Annotated in this window: 17 protein-coding genes; 9 read left to right on the forward strand and 8 right to left on the reverse strand. The window is 71.5% G+C overall.

Translation table 11 applies throughout. From position 1 onward, the window contains the following. Positions 1–170 precede the first annotated feature (170 nt). A complete protein-coding gene (locus tag ACIBM5_RS15640; RefSeq protein WP_396007332.1) occupies positions 171–1202 on the reverse strand; it encodes a glycerophosphodiester phosphodiesterase in 1032 nt (343 codons plus the stop codon). A 138-nt stretch (positions 1203–1340) separates the two neighbouring features. Between ACIBM5_RS15640 and ACIBM5_RS15645 the strand changes: the two genes are divergently transcribed. Beyond that, positions 1341–1514: a hypothetical protein gene (locus ACIBM5_RS15645; protein WP_391589420.1), complete on the forward strand. Its 174-nt coding sequence runs from the start codon at positions 1341–1343 to the stop codon at positions 1512–1514. Between the two features lie 285 nt (positions 1515–1799). Here ACIBM5_RS15645 and ACIBM5_RS15650 read toward each other — a convergent pair whose 3' ends face one another. Together ACIBM5_RS15650 and ACIBM5_RS15655 are read right to left on the reverse strand one after the other, a co-directional pair. Beyond that, positions 1800–2579 carry an SDR family NAD(P)-dependent oxidoreductase gene (locus ACIBM5_RS15650; protein ID WP_391589421.1) on the reverse strand — a complete coding sequence of 260 codons (780 nt, stop codon included), beginning with the start codon at positions 2577–2579 and terminating at the stop codon, positions 1800–1802. 309 nt (positions 2580–2888) lie between these two features. Further along, entirely contained in the window at positions 2889–3692 is an 804-nt protein-coding gene (locus ACIBM5_RS15655) for an IclR family transcriptional regulator (RefSeq protein ID WP_396007333.1), read from the reverse strand. A 107-nt stretch (positions 3693–3799) separates the two neighbouring features. Here ACIBM5_RS15655 and aceB point away from each other — a divergent pair, with 107 nt between their 5' ends. The 3 genes from aceB to ACIBM5_RS15670 all read left to right on the forward strand — a co-directional run bounded on the left by aceB (position 3800) and on the right by ACIBM5_RS15670 (position 6565). Further along, positions 3800–5419, forward strand: a complete 1620-nt coding sequence (gene aceB / locus ACIBM5_RS15660; RefSeq protein WP_396007334.1) for a malate synthase A — start codon at positions 3800–3802, stop codon at positions 5417–5419. A gap of 231 nt (positions 5420–5650) precedes the next feature. Next, positions 5651–6040 (forward strand): gamma-glutamylcyclotransferase, encoded by a 390-nt coding sequence (locus tag ACIBM5_RS15665; RefSeq protein ID WP_391589425.1) that lies wholly within the window; start codon positions 5651–5653, stop codon positions 6038–6040. 168 nt (positions 6041–6208) lie between these two features. Then, positions 6209–6565 carry an SseB family protein gene (locus tag ACIBM5_RS15670; RefSeq protein WP_391589426.1) on the forward strand — a complete coding sequence of 119 codons (357 nt, stop codon included), beginning with the start codon at positions 6209–6211 and terminating at the stop codon, positions 6563–6565. Between the two features lie 44 nt (positions 6566–6609). Here ACIBM5_RS15670 and ACIBM5_RS15675 read toward each other — a convergent pair whose 3' ends face one another. From ACIBM5_RS15675 to uraD, 3 genes are all read right to left on the reverse strand, one after another. After that, positions 6610–8115 (reverse strand): 8-oxoguanine deaminase, encoded by a 1506-nt coding sequence (locus ACIBM5_RS15675; RefSeq protein ID WP_396007335.1) that lies wholly within the window; start codon positions 8113–8115, stop codon positions 6610–6612. Positions 8116–8336: 221 nt separating this feature from the next. After that, the gene (uraH, locus tag ACIBM5_RS15680) at positions 8337–8678 is read right to left on the reverse strand and encodes a hydroxyisourate hydrolase (RefSeq protein ID WP_396007336.1); all 342 of its coding nucleotides are present in this window, start codon (positions 8676–8678) and stop codon (positions 8337–8339) included. After that, positions 8675–9172, reverse strand: coding sequence for a 2-oxo-4-hydroxy-4-carboxy-5-ureidoimidazoline decarboxylase (gene uraD / locus ACIBM5_RS15685; RefSeq protein ID WP_396007337.1), 498 nt, complete (start codon positions 9170–9172; stop codon positions 8675–8677). The genes uraH and uraD overlap by 4 nt, the downstream gene beginning before the upstream one ends. A gap of 265 nt (positions 9173–9437) precedes the next feature. On the opposite strand from uraD, the gene ACIBM5_RS15690 reads away from it, so the two are divergent. The 3 genes from ACIBM5_RS15690 to ACIBM5_RS15700 all read left to right on the forward strand — a co-directional run bounded on the left by ACIBM5_RS15690 (position 9438) and on the right by ACIBM5_RS15700 (position 11601). Beyond that, complete coding sequence (locus tag ACIBM5_RS15690; protein WP_396007338.1) at positions 9438–9917, forward strand: hypothetical protein; 480 nt, start codon at positions 9438–9440, stop codon at positions 9915–9917. Further along, complete coding sequence (locus ACIBM5_RS15695; RefSeq protein WP_396007339.1) at positions 9914–11092, forward strand: WXG100 family type VII secretion target; 1179 nt, start codon at positions 9914–9916, stop codon at positions 11090–11092. Before ACIBM5_RS15690 ends, ACIBM5_RS15695 begins: the two co-directional genes overlap by 4 nt. A 329-nt stretch (positions 11093–11421) precedes the next feature. Beyond that, a complete protein-coding gene (locus ACIBM5_RS15700) occupies positions 11422–11601 on the forward strand; it encodes a hypothetical protein (protein WP_391589432.1) in 180 nt (59 codons plus the stop codon). Positions 11602–12305: 704 nt separating this feature from the next. Here the strand turns inward: ACIBM5_RS15700 and ACIBM5_RS15705 are convergent. Both ACIBM5_RS15705 and ACIBM5_RS15710 read right to left on the reverse strand, forming a co-directional pair. Further along, the gene (locus ACIBM5_RS15705) at positions 12306–12668 is read right to left on the reverse strand and encodes a helix-turn-helix domain-containing protein (protein WP_396007340.1); all 363 of its coding nucleotides are present in this window, start codon (positions 12666–12668) and stop codon (positions 12306–12308) included. Continuing rightward, positions 12665–12922 carry a hypothetical protein gene (locus tag ACIBM5_RS15710; protein ID WP_396007341.1) on the reverse strand — a complete coding sequence of 86 codons (258 nt, stop codon included), beginning with the start codon at positions 12920–12922 and terminating at the stop codon, positions 12665–12667. The genes ACIBM5_RS15705 and ACIBM5_RS15710 overlap by 4 nt, the downstream gene beginning before the upstream one ends. Positions 12923–13269: 347 nt before the next feature. On the opposite strand from ACIBM5_RS15710, the gene ACIBM5_RS15715 reads away from it, so the two are divergent. Both ACIBM5_RS15715 and allB read left to right on the forward strand, forming a co-directional pair. After that, positions 13270–13830, forward strand: a complete 561-nt coding sequence (locus ACIBM5_RS15715) for a glycerate kinase (protein WP_396007342.1) — start codon at positions 13270–13272, stop codon at positions 13828–13830. Continuing rightward, a complete protein-coding gene (gene allB / locus ACIBM5_RS15720; protein WP_396007343.1) occupies positions 13827–15170 on the forward strand; it encodes an allantoinase AllB in 1344 nt (447 codons plus the stop codon). Before ACIBM5_RS15715 ends, allB begins: the two co-directional genes overlap by 4 nt. Positions 15171–15269 lie beyond the last annotated feature (99 nt).

Below are 15269 nucleotides of genomic sequence, written 5' to 3' on the forward strand. Positions count from 1 at the left end.
CAGGGCCAGATCGACAAGGTCAGGTCCCAACTCGGCGGCTGACCCGCTCCGTACGGCCGGAGTCGGGTCGGGGGGGGGGGGGGGGCCGGGCCCCCCCCCCCCCCCCCCCCCCCCCCCCCCCCCCCGGGCCCGGGTCGTGTCCGGCGGGACACCCCTTGCGGTGCGTCGACTCAGGGTTTGCCGAGGGCCTTTCCGTGCCGTGCGGTGAGCCACGAGACCAGGTCGGCGGTGCGGTTCGTGATGATTCCGTCCACTCCGGCGTCGTCGAGTGCGGCCCACTCCTTGGGGTCGTCCGGCGTCCAGGCCAGTACCGCGATCCCGGCCGCGTGCAACTGGGCCACCAGCTGCGGGCGTTGCCGCAGGCCCTGGTAGGAGGGGTTGTAGGAGGCGAGGCGCAGCTCCCTGGCCAACGCGACCGGATCGGCGTCGAGGTGCTCCCGGAGCAGTCCGAGCGGCAGTTCGGGGGCGAGATCGCGGGTGATCCGCAGCGACTCCTGATCGAAACTCTGTACGAAAACCCGGCCGGACATGCCGGCCAGGCGCACCTCCTGCACGATCCGGGAGATCTCCTCCCGGGTGTGCGGGGTCTTGATCTCCAGGAGCAGCCGGCCGCCGTGCGTGCGCAGGTCGGCGAGTTGCTCGCGCAGGGTCATCACGCGGGTGCCGGCGAAGGACGGCTTGAACCACTTCCCGGCGTCCAGCGTGGCCAGATGAGCACTCGTCAGGTCGCGAAGGCGGCCCTTGCCGTTGGTGGTTCGGTCCACCGTGACGTCGTGCATGATGTGCGGGACGCCGTCGACGCTGGGCTGTACGTCGTTCTCGATCCAGTCCGCGCCGGAGCGGCGGGCCGCCTCGTCCGAGGGCAGCGTGTTCTCCGGGGCCAGATGCGGCGCGCCCCGGTGCCCGAACACCATCGGGCGGGCGCCGGGGGCGCGGATGTAGCTGCGGCCGTCGACGGCGGAGCCGCCCCGGCGGCTGTCGAGAGTGTCCGCGGGCGGATGTGCGGCGGCGGCCTGCGGCGGCTTGGTGGCCGGGAGGGTGGCGCTGGACAGGGACGACTTCGAGTCGTTGCTCAGGTACGTGGGCGCCAGATATTGCACGCAGCCGATCGCGATGCCCAGGCCGGCCAGGGAGCCGACGATCCGTCGTTTGACACGGCGGTATCGGGGCCGGGCTGGGCGCCCGGACGGGTCAAGGAGCATCCACGCATCGTAGAAGCAATTTAGGGCTGCCATTCGCATTTGATCATTACGATGCGTAGCCCTCGACATGCGCGGCGTGATGATCGATGTGAGAGTGGTTGACGACCGACCATCGGTTCTCCGTAGGAGGAAACGGCCATGGCCAAGCAGAAGTCGAAACCCCACCTGCAGAACAAGAACTCGCTGTTCGTCGAAGCCGAGCGTGCAGACTCCGCACCGGCACCGGCAGCGGAGGCGACGGACACCCTCGAATCCCCCAAGGCCGCCCGCCGCGGCAAGAGCGAGCGGCCCAAGAGCCGTCCGCGCCGCTGACGGCCCGGCTTCCCGGACGGGGGGGCGGGGGGGGGGGCCCGGGCCCCCCCCCCCCCCCCGCGCCGGGCCGGGGGGGGGGGGGGCGGTCCCCCCCCCCCCCCCCGCCGCCCCCCCCCCCCCCCGCGCGCCGGCGCGCGCGCCCCCCCCCCCCCCCCCCCCCCCCCGGCCCCGAACCTCGCGGATGCCCGGGGGAGGGGCGTGACGATCCCACCGCCCCGCCCGGTACGCGCCCGCAGGCCCCGTCGACTTCGTGTCGGCGGGGCCTGTGGCGTGTCGGGCCGGGGACTACGGGCGGGTCGGCCCGTACACCCGGCCGGTCCTGGTGGACACGCTGCCGAACAGGCCACGTGGGGTGAGCTTGGCGAGCCCGACCACCGCCTTGTAGCGCAGGTCCGGCACGCTGACCGTGCGGCCCACAGCCAGGTCGCGGATCGCGGCGGCGACCACCCGATCGGCGTCCAGCCACATCCAGTTGGGGATGTTGGACGTGCCCATCCCGGCTCGCAGGTGGAACTCGGTGCGCACGAATCCCGGACACAGCGCCATCAACCGCACGCCGCTGCCGTTGAGTTCGCGGGCCGCACCCTCGGTGAAGGAGACCACCCACGCCTTGCTCGCGCCGTAGGTGCCGCGCGGCAGGAAGGCCGCGACGGACGCCACGTTGATCACCCAGCCGCGGCCGCGCTCGCGCATCGCCGCACTCGCCGCACCGGTCAGCCGCAGCACCGCCTCGCAGTGCACCTTGAGCATGCGCACCTCGTCGGCCGTGGACGCGTCCAGGAAGGAACCCCGGTTGCCGAAGCCCGCGTTGTTGACCAGCACGTCCACCGGCGCGGCGCGATCGGCGAGTCGGGCCTCGACCGCCGCGATTCCCTCGTCCAGGGACAGGTCCGCGGCCAGCACCTCCACCGACACGCCGTGCTCCTCGCGCAGGTCGCGGGCGGATTCGGCCAACCGTTCCCGGTCGCGCGCGACCAGGACGAGGGCGTGCCCCTCGTGGGCGAGCCGTCGGGCGAACGCGGCGCCGAGGCCCGAGGTGGCACCGGTGATCAGTGAGGTCGTCATGCCACCCAGGGTAGTAACCGAGCGCCCGCCGGTCCGCCGGGTGCGTCCGCGGCGTCGCCGGCCGACGCGCGGGATGGACCCCGGGTTCGCGGCGGTCCGCGCCGGGGCAGGCGGCCCGATGCGCGTGCGGGCAGTGGACACGTGCCGCCCGCCCCGGGGACCCGACCGCGACCCGCCGCTGGACGCTCGCAGTCGAGCCGGCCGCGGGTGCCGTCGGGGTGGCCGGGCGGGGCGGGCGCGTTGCGTGGTGTGGTGGGTTCGTCCGAACGCGCCGCCGGGGGCGGGCCGGGTACGGATCGGGCGTGGGGGTCAGTTCGGGGGCGTCGGCTGCGGGGCCGGTTCGGTGCCGCCCAGGTGTGCGCCCAGGCGGGCGGCGATCTCCTGCATTCTGGTGGTCATCCACTCTTCTTCCATCGCCCGGATCCGGCCCTCGGGGCCGGACACGGACAGCGCGGTCGCGGTGGGTGCTCCCGGGACCACGACCGCGACGCAGCGCACGCCGAGCTCCTGCTCCTGGTCGTCGACGGCATAGCCCTGCGCCCTGATCCGCGGGAGAAGGGCGAGCAGTTCGGCCGGATCGGTGACCGTGTGCTCGGTGTGCGAGGCCAGGGGTCGGCCGCCGAGCACGCGGGCGGCGTCCGGCTCGGGCAACTGGGCGAGCAGGACCTTGCCCACCGCGGTGCAGTGCGGCTGCACCCGTCGGCCGACCTCGGTGAACATCCGCATCGAGTGCCGGCTGGGCACCTGGCCGACGTAGACCACCTCGCCCGCCTCCAGCACCGCGAGATTGGCGGTCTCGCCGGTGGTCTCCATCAGTTCGGCCAGGTACGGCCGGGCCCAGCTGCCGAGCAGCCGGCCGGCCGTCTCGCCCAGCCGGATCAGTCGCGGGCCGAGGGTGTACCGGCGGGAGGAGTCCTGACGCAGATAACCCAGCGACACGAGCGTGCGTACCAGGCGGTGGATGGTGGGCATGGGCAATCCTGAACGCGCGGCGAGTTCGCTGAGCGTCAGCACCCCGCCGGCGTCGGCGAGCAGTTCGAGGAGGTCGAACGCGCGTTCCAGGGACTGGACGCCACCGCTCGTGCCGTTGCTACCCGAGTCGCGTGCGGCCACGGCACGAACCTCCGTCGAGAACACTTCAACACGTCGTTGAACTTCCGTTTTGCGGAAACTAATGTCCACTCTACAAAAGAGCGTCGACGGCGAAGGAGAGCCATCCCATGAGTGCACCGACCATCGTGGTCAAGCACGGCACGGCGACCGGCGGCTCCGTGCCGCGCGCGGACGAGGTGCTCACCACCGGGGCGCTGGATTTCGTGGCGAGCCTGCAGCGCAGGTTCGGCGGCCGTCGCGACGCGTTGCTCGACCTGCGCCGGGCCCGACGCGAGGAGATCGCCCGCACCGGCCGGCTCGACTTCCTGCCGGAGACCGCCGAGGTGCGCGCCGCCGACTGGCGCGTCGCGGAGGCGCCGCCCGCGCTGCGCGACCGGCGGGTGGAGATCACCGGTCCGGCGGATCGCAAGATGACGATCAACGCGCTCAACTCGGGTGCCCGGATCTGGCTCGCCGACTTCGAGGACGCCTCGGCGCCCACCTGGCACAACGTGGTCGCGCATCAGCTCAACCTGATCGACGCCTACGAACGGCGGATCGACTTCTCCACCGCCGAGGGCAAGACCTACCGGCTGCGCCCGGACGACGAATTGGCCACCGTGGTGATGCGCCCGCGCGGCTGGCACCTGGACGAACGGCACGTCCTGGTGGACGGGGCGCCGGCCGCCGGGGCGCTGGTCGACTTCGGCCTGTACTTCTTCCACAACGCGGCCCGGCTGCTCGACCGGGGCCTGGGCCCGTACTTCTACCTGCCGAAGATCGAAAGCCACCTCGAAGCCCGGTTGTGGAACGACGTGTTCCGGCACGCGCAGGAGCTGCTGGACATCCCGCACGGCACGATCCGGGCCACCGTGCTGATCGAGACGGTCACGGCCGCGTTCGAGATGGACGAGATCCTGTACGAACTGCGCGAGCACGCCTCGGGCCTGAACGCGGGCCGCTGGGACTACCTGTTCAGCATCGTGAAGAACTTCCGCGACGCGGGCGGAGCGTTCGTGCTGCCGGACCGCAACGCGGTCACCATGACCGCGCCGTTCATGCGTGCGTACACCGAACTGCTCGTGCGCACCTGCCATCGGCGCGGCGCGCACGCGATCGGCGGGATGGCGGCGGTGATCCCCTCCCGGCGCGACGCGGCGGCCAACGCGGCGGCGCTGACCAAGGTGCGCGACGACAAGGACCGCGAGGCCGGCGACGGCTTCGACGGCTCGTGGGTGGCCCACCCGGACCTGGTGCCGGTCTGTCGCGAGGCCTTCGACACGGTGCTCGGCGATCGGCCGAACCAGATCGAACGCACCCGGGACGACGTCGAGGTGACGGCGGATCAGCTGCTGGACGTGGCGTCCGCGGACGGGTCGCCGACCGGCGCCGGACTGCATGCGGCGGTCGGGGTCGGACTGCGCTACCTGGAGGCGTGGTTGCGCGGATACGGCGCGGTCGCCGTCTTCGGCCTGATGGAGGACGTGGCGACCGCGGAGATCTCCCGATCCCAGGTATGGCAGTGGATCAACAACGGTGTGGTGCTCTCGGACACCGGCGAGAAGGTGACCGCGGACCTGGTCCGGCGCCTGGTCGTCGAGGAACTGGGCGCACTGCGCGGGGAGATCGGCGAAGACCGGTTCGAGGCGGGCCGCTGGGCGGACGCGCGCGACCTGTTCCTCAAGGTCGCTCTGGCCGAGGAGTTCGTCGACTTCCTCACCCTGCCGGGATGCGAACTCCTCGACTGAGTCGAGCGGTTCGCAATCCCCCGGAGACGAGGAACGGCCGGTCCCACCCCGGCGGCCGTCCGACGTGTGCGGTCGGGCGGGACCGGTCGTTCCGCACATGCGCAGGGCGCTTCGGCCGCGGGTGACGTGGCATCCGACCCCGGGTGCGGCGATGGTGTTGGCGCCGAACACGCGCATGCGTGCACACCCGCCGACACCTCGCACCCGAGGGCATCGAACAGGAGGCAGCACATGGCACGGATGTTCCTCAACGGCCAGGCGATGGAGGGTGGTCCCTTCCACCACCACCTGGAGGGGGCGCCGCTGGTCGCCAAGACCCGTACCGCGCCCGGCTATCGCTTCTTCTCCATCGACGACCGCTGCCCGGGTCTGTTGCCCGATCCGGCGAGCGAGGCGCAGATCGAGGGTGAGGTGTACGAGGTTCCGGACGAGGTGCTGCGGGACAGCCTGTTGCCCACCGAGCCGGCCGAGCTGGAGTTCGGGATCATCGAACTGGAGGACGGCTCGGCCTGCTTCTCGATGATCCTGCGGCGCGGCGAATCGCAGTCGGGCCGGCACCGGGAGATCACCGAGTTCGGTGGCTGGCGCGCCTACCTGCGGACACTGGGGCGCGAGGCTTAGGCCGTGTCCGGCGGGCCGGGCCTGGCTTGCGCCCGGTGCGGATCGGGGGCGAGGGAGCGGGCCGACGCCAGGACCGGCCCGGGGTGGGCCGCCCCCTCGCCCCGACGCCGGGCGCGGTTTCGATCGGCGGCGCCCAATCCCGACAATCGGGGCCCATATGATCATGGCATGACTGCCGCGAACCCAGCCCTGGCCGCCATCCTCGACCGTGCCGACGAGACCGAGACCGACCCCGCCGATCTGCTCGCGGAGATCGTGGCCGGCGGCGTGGTCGTCCCGATCGACGACACCGAGTCGGTGGTCTTCATCCAGGGGCAGGACGGGCTGCCGTGGCTGCCCGCGTTCGTCGACGCGGCCACCTGCGCCCGGGACGTGCCGCACGCCCGGCCGTATCTGTGCGACGCCGCGCGCCTGGTCGACATCGCCGCGCGGACCGGCGTGCGCACCATGACCGTGGCCTCCGCCACGCAGTGCGCGACCGTACCGCTGGTCCTGGTCGCCAGGGCCGCGACGGCGAACGACTGACGACCCCGCAAGGGAATCGGCGAACGCCGAACTGCGCCGGCGGCTCACTCGGCGCGCAGGCGAGCCGCCGCGTGGGCCACGTCGCGGGCGATTTCCTCCTCGTCGATCCGGGAGAGCCGGCCCTGTTCGACCACCTCGCGACCGTTCACCAGCAGCAGGGTCAGCGGTGCCGCCGCGCCCAGGACCAGGGCGGCGACCGGGTCGACGATGCCCGAGTGCAGGACGCCGTCCACCCGCCACATCGCCAGGTCGGCGAGCTTGCCGGGCTCCAGCGAGCCGATCTCGTGCTCGCGACCGAGCACCTTCGCACCGCCCATCGTGCCCAGCCGCAACGACTGACGGGCCGTCATCGCCGCCGGGCCGCCGCGCAGCCGGGCGATCAGCAGCGCGTTGCGCAGTTCCGTACCCAGTTCGCCCGACTCGTTGGAGGCGGCGCCGTCCACGCCCAGGCCGACCGGTACGCCGGCGGCCACCATCTCCGGCACGCGCGCGATGCCCGCGGCCAGCCGGGCGTTGGAGGACGGGCAGTGCGCCACGCCGGTGCCGGTGGCGGCGAACTTGGCGATGTCCGAGTTGTTCATGTGTACGCAGTGCGCCATCCACACGTCCTCGCCCAGCCAGCCCACGCTCTCCAGGTAGTCGGTGGGGCCCATGCCGAACTTCTCCCGGCAAAAGGCCTCCTCCTCCACCGTCTCCGAGCCGTGGGTGTGTAGTCGCACGCCCTTTGCGCGGGCCAACTCGGCTGCTCCGCGCAGCAGTTGCGGAGTGACCGAGAACGGCGAGCAGGGGGCGGCGGTGATCCGCACCATCGAGTCGAAGGACGCGTCGTGCCACGTGTCGATCGCCTCGGCGGTCGCGGCGAGTGCCGCGTCGGTGTCCTCGACGCACGCGTCCGGCGGCAGCCCGCCCTGCGATCGGCCCAGGTCCATCGAGCCGCGGGTGGGTTGGAAACGCATGCCCAGTTCGGCCAGCGCGCGGATCTCCGCCCCCAGGATGTCGCCGCCGTCCTTGGGGAAGACGTACGCGTGATCCGTGGAGGTGGTGCAACCCGAGCGCAGCAGCGCGGCGGCCGAGCCCTGCGCGGCGGCGTAACACATCTCGTCGTCGATCTTCGCCCAGGTGGGGTACAGCGTCACGAGCCAGTCGAAGAGGTTGCACTCCTGGGCGAGGCCGCGGGTGATCCACTGGTAGAAGTGGTGGTGCGTGTTGACCAGGCCCGGTGCGACCAGGTGGCCCGTCCCGTCGATCCGGCGCACGACGTTTTCCAGGCCGGCGGGGGCGGCCCCGGCGCCGACCGACTCGATGCGGTTGCCCGCGACCACGATGTGGCCGAAGGCGTACTCGGTGTCCCGCGCGTCCACGGTTGCGATCGCGCAGTTCTCGATGACGACGCGCCGGGGGGCGGCGGGGCCGACGGTGGTGGCCCCCGGGGAGGTTGCGGGGGAGCCGCCTGCGCAATTCCGCGCGGAGTGCGCTTCGGACTCGCCCACGGAACCCGCCTCGGAGTTCCCTACGGAGTTCGCCTCGGCCTCGGAGTTCCCTACAGACATGGGCGGTTCCTTTGCGGCAGCGGTTCGATGTGCGAACGTAACGCCGTCCGGTACTGCGGGCGTGCGTGCGTGCGTGCGGGCCCGGAGGCGGGACGGCGGACGGAGAAGCCTCCGGGGTGGATGCCCGAGGCGGCCGGCGTTCAGTCCACCGGGATTCGCGGGGTGACACCCTTGCGGTGCACCGTGCTCTCGATCGAACCGTAGGGTCGATCGGCGGCCTGTCAGCTTCCTCGATAGACGGAGTATCCGTAGGGGTTGAGCAAGAGCGGTACGTGGTAGTTCGTTTCGGGGTCGGCGGTGAAGACCACCCGGACCTCCGGGAAGAACGGCGTCTCGCCGCGGGCGCGGCGGTACGCGGCGACGTCGAAGACCAGCCGGACGTCGACCGGTCCGGCGTCCGGCCCGACCCCCAGCGGCGGCAGGTCCGGACAGCGGCCGTCGGCGTTCGTGGCGGACGTGCCGAGCACGATCCACGTTCCGTCGGCCGTGCGCCGGGACAACTCGACCGGCACGTCGGTTGCCGGTCGGCCCTCGCTGGTGTCCAGGATGTGGGTGGAGATCATGCGGAGATCAGCCCTTCCAGGCGCAGGCGGTTGATCTTCCGCAGCTCCTCGCGGGTGACCTCCCACTCGGACGCCGGGTCGTTGTCGAGACGGTGCCGCAGCTCGGCGAGCATCTCCGCGGCGCTGCGACCACTCGCGCAGATCAGGAAGACCCGGCCGAACCGGTTCTCGTACGCGATGTTCCCGGCCCGCAGGTCGGCCAACACCGCGTCACCCGCCCGGGGGACCCCCGACTGTTCGCGCGCGGACCGCGGATCGTCGGGACGCGGGCGGCCGATCACGGCGTGGCCGTCGATCGCCTCCCGGAGATCCTCGGTGGTGAGCGCCGCGACCGCCTCGTCGGAACTCGCGTACAACTCGTCCGGGTCGCCGTAGGGCCGCGCCGCGAGCACCGCACCGATCCAGGCACCACTCGTGCAGACCCCACGGAGCACCCGGATCGCCTCGTCGTCGGACGCGTGGTTGAGCCTGTCGAGTCCTGGCACCGACGACATCCCGGGAACCTCCTCACGCGGCCGCCGGACCGTCCGGAGCCGAACCCCGCACCCGAGCGGATACCCCGATCCGACGATGGCGGGCACGCTAGGCGCCCCGAATCCCCACCGTCAACAGCTTGCTGAAGCCAACCACCCCGACACCCGTTCCCCAGCCCGGAAACACACCAAACGGAATTCCTTCCTCCGGACGCTCTCGAGACGGGAGGCGCACGAGCCAATCCGCGGTGATTGGACACGCACTGTGCTAGCTTCGTCGCGATTCGTGCAACAGGCGTTCGAAGTGGGCGGGGGGCTCATGCCTGATGGGCAATTCGGGGTCGATTTCGGCTGGCTCGATCGACTCGCGGGCGACTTGCGACAGGGCACGAATGTGCTCGAACAGTCACTCGACGCACTCAAGGAAACCGGCCCGATCCGCACCGGGCACAAGGACTTGGACCACGCGTGCGCCAAGTTTCACGACAACTGGAACCACGGCCTGAAGTTCATGCGTGCGGACCTCGAACACGCCGCGGACGCAATCCGGCTGGCCCGGGCGAACTACTCGCAAACGGAGGGAGCGGTGCGATCGGCGTTCACGCCGTCGCGTGCGCCCTCTGCGTCCGGCGCGCATGATGCGCCCGACGCGTCGCAGGCCGGGCCCGATGGGTCGGGTGAGGGGCCGGTGCCGCAGGCCGTGCCCGTGGTGGCGACCGCTCCTGCGCGCAGCACGATCCGATCCGTGCTGAATCCCGAGTCATGAGCGCGGACGAGGACTACCTTCAGGCCGTCTGGCGTGCCGGTGGCGGGTTGGGCGGTCTCGGTGGATTCGTGGCCGCGGACCCGAACTTCCCCGGATTGCTGGTGAATCCGACCCCGGGTATCCCGGCAGCCGTCAGCGCGTTGGCGGGCAATGTGCAGCGCGCGGTGGACCAGTCCGCGACCATCCTGAACGCCATCGATCAGGCAGTGGGGGCCACGGCCTCCTGGACCGGCCCGGCAGCCGACGGAATGCGGGCGCGACTGATGGTGCTGCGGCCCAAGTTCGTGGGCATGGACGCCGCTTTCACGTCCACGCGAGCGGTGTTGCAGGCATGGGCCGACCAGTTGAGCCACCTGCAACAGCGGGCGGTGGGGCTGGAGATGGAGGCGCGCGCCGCCCGGGCGCGGATCGCGCAGACCAAGGAGGCGGCGGACGTCCCGATGTTCGTGTATGGGCGCTTGTCCGACGCGGACCGGCAACGTGTGGTGGCGGCCAAGGCGGAGAACGACGCGGCGAAGACGGCGCTCGACGCGATTCTCGGCCGGGCCGCACAACTGCATCGCGAGCACGAGATCGAGGCCAAGGCCGCCGCGGTGGTGATCAAGGCTGCAGCCGAGAAAGGACCGAAGGCGCCGGAGCACAAGGGTGCTCTCAGGCAGGTCGGGGATGTGCTCAACGAGATGGGGGACATCAGCGGGAAGATCGGCACGAGCGCAGGCATGCTCAGCCTCGTACTGGAAGTGATTCCGCCGGCCTCGGGGGCCGCGATGCCGGTTGCCTTCGTGGCAGCCGGATTCTCGGGCTTGTCGTTGGTATTGCACGGTTCCGCAGACTTGATGGGCTCGTCGGTACCCGGATACACGTACTTCACCGACTCCCTCGGGGCCCTGCCACTGATAGCGCTGAGCAACAACGCACCCATTCTGCTTGCCGGAGTCGTCGTTGCAGTGCCATTCGGAATCGCCACCGGGCTTGTCGACGCGTCCACGGCAACCGGATGGGTCACCAGCACCGACCCAATCGAGAAGGCATGGAACTGGGCCTTCTCCGCCGGAGGCGGCGGCAGGGAGAAGGCCGAGCCCGTACCGGTTTTGACCCAGCAGGACCGAACCTTCGTCGAGGCTCTCCAACGCGAGCAACAGCGGGTCTCACAAACTCCGAAGTTCGGGAAGTGAGGGCGGCGCGGCGCACCATGACTACGCATATCGGATCCCAAGTTCCGTCGGCTTCTCGGCTCGAATTCGAGCTCCCCGCCATATTCACGGCACTACGGCCTGACAGTGGCTACTTCCTGGTTGCCCGAGCGCTGGCTCGTGTGGAGGGCCGGGCAAGCATCACCGCTGCCCACTTGACGGGCCGGATCAGGCGAGAAGTGGTTCCCACACCGGACCTTCGGGATGCCTACGCGACCTTTCATACGTTCGAGATCCCAGCCGGGCTCTGTACTGTCCGCCTCGGTGCGTGGGAGGGGGATCCGAATCCGTTTCCAGGGGCCACGATCGAGTTGCCCAAGCTCCGAGCGCGCACGGCCTGTGCGATCTTCGAGGCCGGATCCTGTTCCGGCACTTCCGTCGAGCTGTTCCTGGGAGTGCTGAATCCCGACGATTGGGCGCACTACTGTGCCGCACTGATGCGTCTGCTGTTCGGCGCGCGGGTCGTGCACGAGACTGCCGGAGGGGGCTGACCGCCGTGTGGGTGCTGTTGCTCGTCGAGGTCGGTGTCGGGCTTGGGGGCGGCCTTTGGATGTGGCTGTACTGGCGGAGGCCGGCGGCTCGGATCTCGGATGGGCTGCGCGCGCGTTGGAGGTTGGCGAACGACCTGAGTGCGGCGGACCGGACGAGCAGTCGCATCGACCCGCGTTCGATGTCGCCCCAGGAAGTGGCGGAAAGTGCCGCGGCATACGGGTTCGCGGTCGAGGCGTGGGCTCCCGACGGCTCCGGTGCCATCACGTACCACTTCGTTCGGACGGTGGCGTTCCCTGTTCCCTGTGCCCTGCAGCGAGTGCGGGCGCGTCAGCAGAGGCTTCGGAGTCACCGGGGATGAAGAACTTGACGGTGTTTCTCGGAACCGCCGTGGTGGTCACGTTGTGGGTCGGATATTGGGTCCTGCATCGTCGTGGTTGGGCGCGGGACAAGCTCCTGCGTGATCTGGGGCGGCGCTTTCGTGGAGCCGAATGCGTGCACATTGCCATGCGGACCTATCCGGTCCATCCGGAGGAGATCATCCGCGTAGGTGCCGAGCGTGGATACGTATACGCGGGAACCGCCTCCGAGATGATGGCGTTTCGGCGGCGGGATGGGGTCGGTGTGGGTGGGGTGCCGCGGTGGCGGGATGTGTTGGTGATGCATGGATGGTCGAGGGGTGCGCGGACTCCGCGGTGATGGGGCGTCAGCCTCGGGTTTCTCGGTTGAGGTGGTTGTAGACCGTGAAGCGGCTTACGCCGAGGGCTGCGGCCACGGTTTCGACGCCGCGGCGGATGGTGAACGCGCCGCGTTGTTCGAGGGTGCGGACCACGCGTTGTTTGGCCTCGCGGTCGAGGGCGGCCAGGGGGCCGTGCCGGTGTTCGGCGTCGGCGAGGAGGCGGTCGAGGGCGGAGGTCAGGCCCGGGAGGCGGACGGCGACGACCGGCTCGGCTTCCCAGTCCAGGACGACGTCCTCGGGGCCGGCCTCGTCCGGGGTGACGAGTTCGGCGCCGAGCGCGGCCACCAGGGCTTTGATGGCGGCGGACAGCGGGTGTTCGGCGGGGCTCATGCGTGGCCTCCCGGGGTTTCCGGCACGGTGTCGACCTGTACCGAGATCCGGGTCGCGCCGACGCCGAGCGGGCCTCGAAACACCTTGTCGAGGGCCGTGAGCACGACGTCCGCCTCGCCCACGTCGGTCGAGTCGAACGGGCCGACCTCCATGTCGAGGCCCGCTTCCTCGATAACCCGTCGGGCCTCCAGGGCGTGGGCCGGCACCCCGTCCAGGTCGAACGGTTCGGTCGGGAACTCAATCCGCAATCGCACGCCCGAACCCTGGTGCCGGGCGCGGCACTGGCGTCCGAGCGTGCACCGCCAGGATCCCCGCGACGGTCGGCCCCGCGCAGGCGAGGATCGTATTCGTCGGCCTGGGCGGCCTGGGCGGCCGGCGGGTTTCGTGGCCGAAGCCGCTCCCCGTCGATCCCGTCTGCCGACGTCGACCCCGGTTCTCGGTGGTGCGGCCGCGTCGGCGGGCGGTCGCCGGCCCTGTCGATCCCCCCGAGGGCCGCAGCCGCGTAGTTGACTGAGCCCTGGACGGCCCTTCCGAGGGCGTGGACAGTGTCCCTGGACGGCCCACCCGAACGGCACGCACAGCCCACCCGAAGGAGCAGCGTATGGGACCGGTCGTCGTCGTGGCCCCCGACGGGTTCGAGGGGACCTCGGCCGGCAAGGGGGCCTTGACCGCGGCGCAGGCCGCCCTCGGGATCGCTGCCGGGATCGCTGCCGGGATCCGGCTGGTCCGTCCGGACGCGGACGTACGGAGGTCGCCGATCGCCGACGACGGCGAGGGCACCGTGGACGCGGCGGGTGCGGGGTCGCCTTCCGGCGGGGCCGCGCCGGCGCGGCTGGACCGGATCGAGCGGGGTGACCCGGCGGCCCGACCGGCGGGCGCCGAGGTGGTGATCGCCTCGGACGTGGACCATTCACTGCCCGGCCCGAAGGGGGCCGCGGCGGTGTACGGGCCACAGAAGGGCGCCCCGCCGCAGGACGTGCGCGAGGACGTGCGCGTCCTGGACGCCGCGTTCGCGCACCGGGCCGCGCGGGTCGAACTCGGTGCGGACCGTGTGACCCGCGTCGACGAACTCGTCGCGGACGCAGGTGGATTACCGGTCCGGGACCGGCCGAGCGAGCGGGCCGCGCAGGTGCACCGGGTGGACTCGGAGGATGCGTCGTGACCCATACCCCCACTCTCGTATTGCGCTCGCGCCGGGTGTTCACCCCGGCCGGCGAGCGGCCGGCCGACGTGGTCGTGGCCGGCGACCGGATCGTGGACGTGCTGCCGTACCGCACCGCTGCCGGCGCACCGGTCGAGGATCAGGGCGAACTCGCGCTGCTGCCGGGCCTGGTGGACACCCACGTACACATCAACGAACCGGGCCGCACCGCGTGGGAGGGCTTCACCAGCGCGACCCGGGCCGCGGCGGCCGGCGGCGTCACCACGCTGATCGACATGCCGCTGAACTCGATCCCGGCCACCGTCACGCTCGATGCGCTGCGGGTCAAGCAGGAGGTGGCACGCGGCCGGGTCTACGTGGATGTGGGTTTCTGGGGTGGTGCGATCCCGGGCAACACCGACCGACTGGAGCCACTGCATCGGGCCGGCGTGTACGGCTTCAAGAGCTTCCTCGCGCCGTCCGGCGTCGACGAGTTCCCGCACGTGGACGCGGCCGAACTGGACCTGGCGCTGACCGAACAGGCCCGGCTCGGCGCGCTGGCGATCATCCACGCGGAGGCGCCGCAGGTGCTGGACGCCGCGCCGCAGGTGCCCGGCCGGGCGTACGCCGACTTTCTGGCCTCGCGACCGGACGCGGCCGAGACCGTCGCGGTGGAGCAGTTGCTCGCCACCGCCGAGCGCACCGGTGCCCGGGTACACGTCCTGCACGTGTCCTCGGCGGACGTGCTGCCGCTCCTGGACGCCGCCCGCGCGGCGGGGATCGCGGTCACCGCCGAGACCTGCCCGCACTACCTGACCCTGGTCGCCGAGGGCGTCCCGGCGGGCGATACCGCGTTCAAGTGTTGCCCGCCGATTCGTTCCCGGGACAATCGCGACCGGCTCTGGCGCGCGATCGCGGCCGGTTCGTTCGCCGCCGTGGTCTCCGATCATTCGCCGTGCACCGCGGACCTCAAACGGCTGGACGTCGGCGACTTCGCCGCGGCCTGGGGCGGCATCGCGTCGCTGCAACTGGGCCTGCCCACGGTGTGGACCGAGGCCCGCGCCCGCGGCCTCGCACTGGCCGACGTGGTCGCGCTGATGTCCGCCGGCCCGGCCCGGCTGGTGGGCCTGGCCCGCAAGGGCGCGATCGCACCCGGATACGACGCCGACCTGGTCGCGTTCGACCCGGACGCGGTGTTCACCGTGGACCCGGCCGGACTGCACCACCGCAACCCGATCACCCCGTACGCGGGTCGCGTGCTCACCGGCGCGGTGCGCACCACGTGGCTCGCGGGCGCGCCCGTGGACGTGCACGGCAGCCCCCGCGGGCGGCTCCTGGACCGGACGGAGACCGCCTCGTGATCACCGCGGGGATGCGCCGGCGGCGCGGGGACGGCCTGTCCCCGCACTGTCTCGGGTCATCGCCGAGTTTCGTGAACTCCCTTTCAACACAAGGAGGTT

Source organism: Embleya sp. NPDC050493, assembly GCF_044458105.1.
In the GTDB taxonomy this organism is placed as follows: Bacteria; Actinomycetota; Actinomycetes; order Streptomycetales; family Streptomycetaceae; genus Embleya.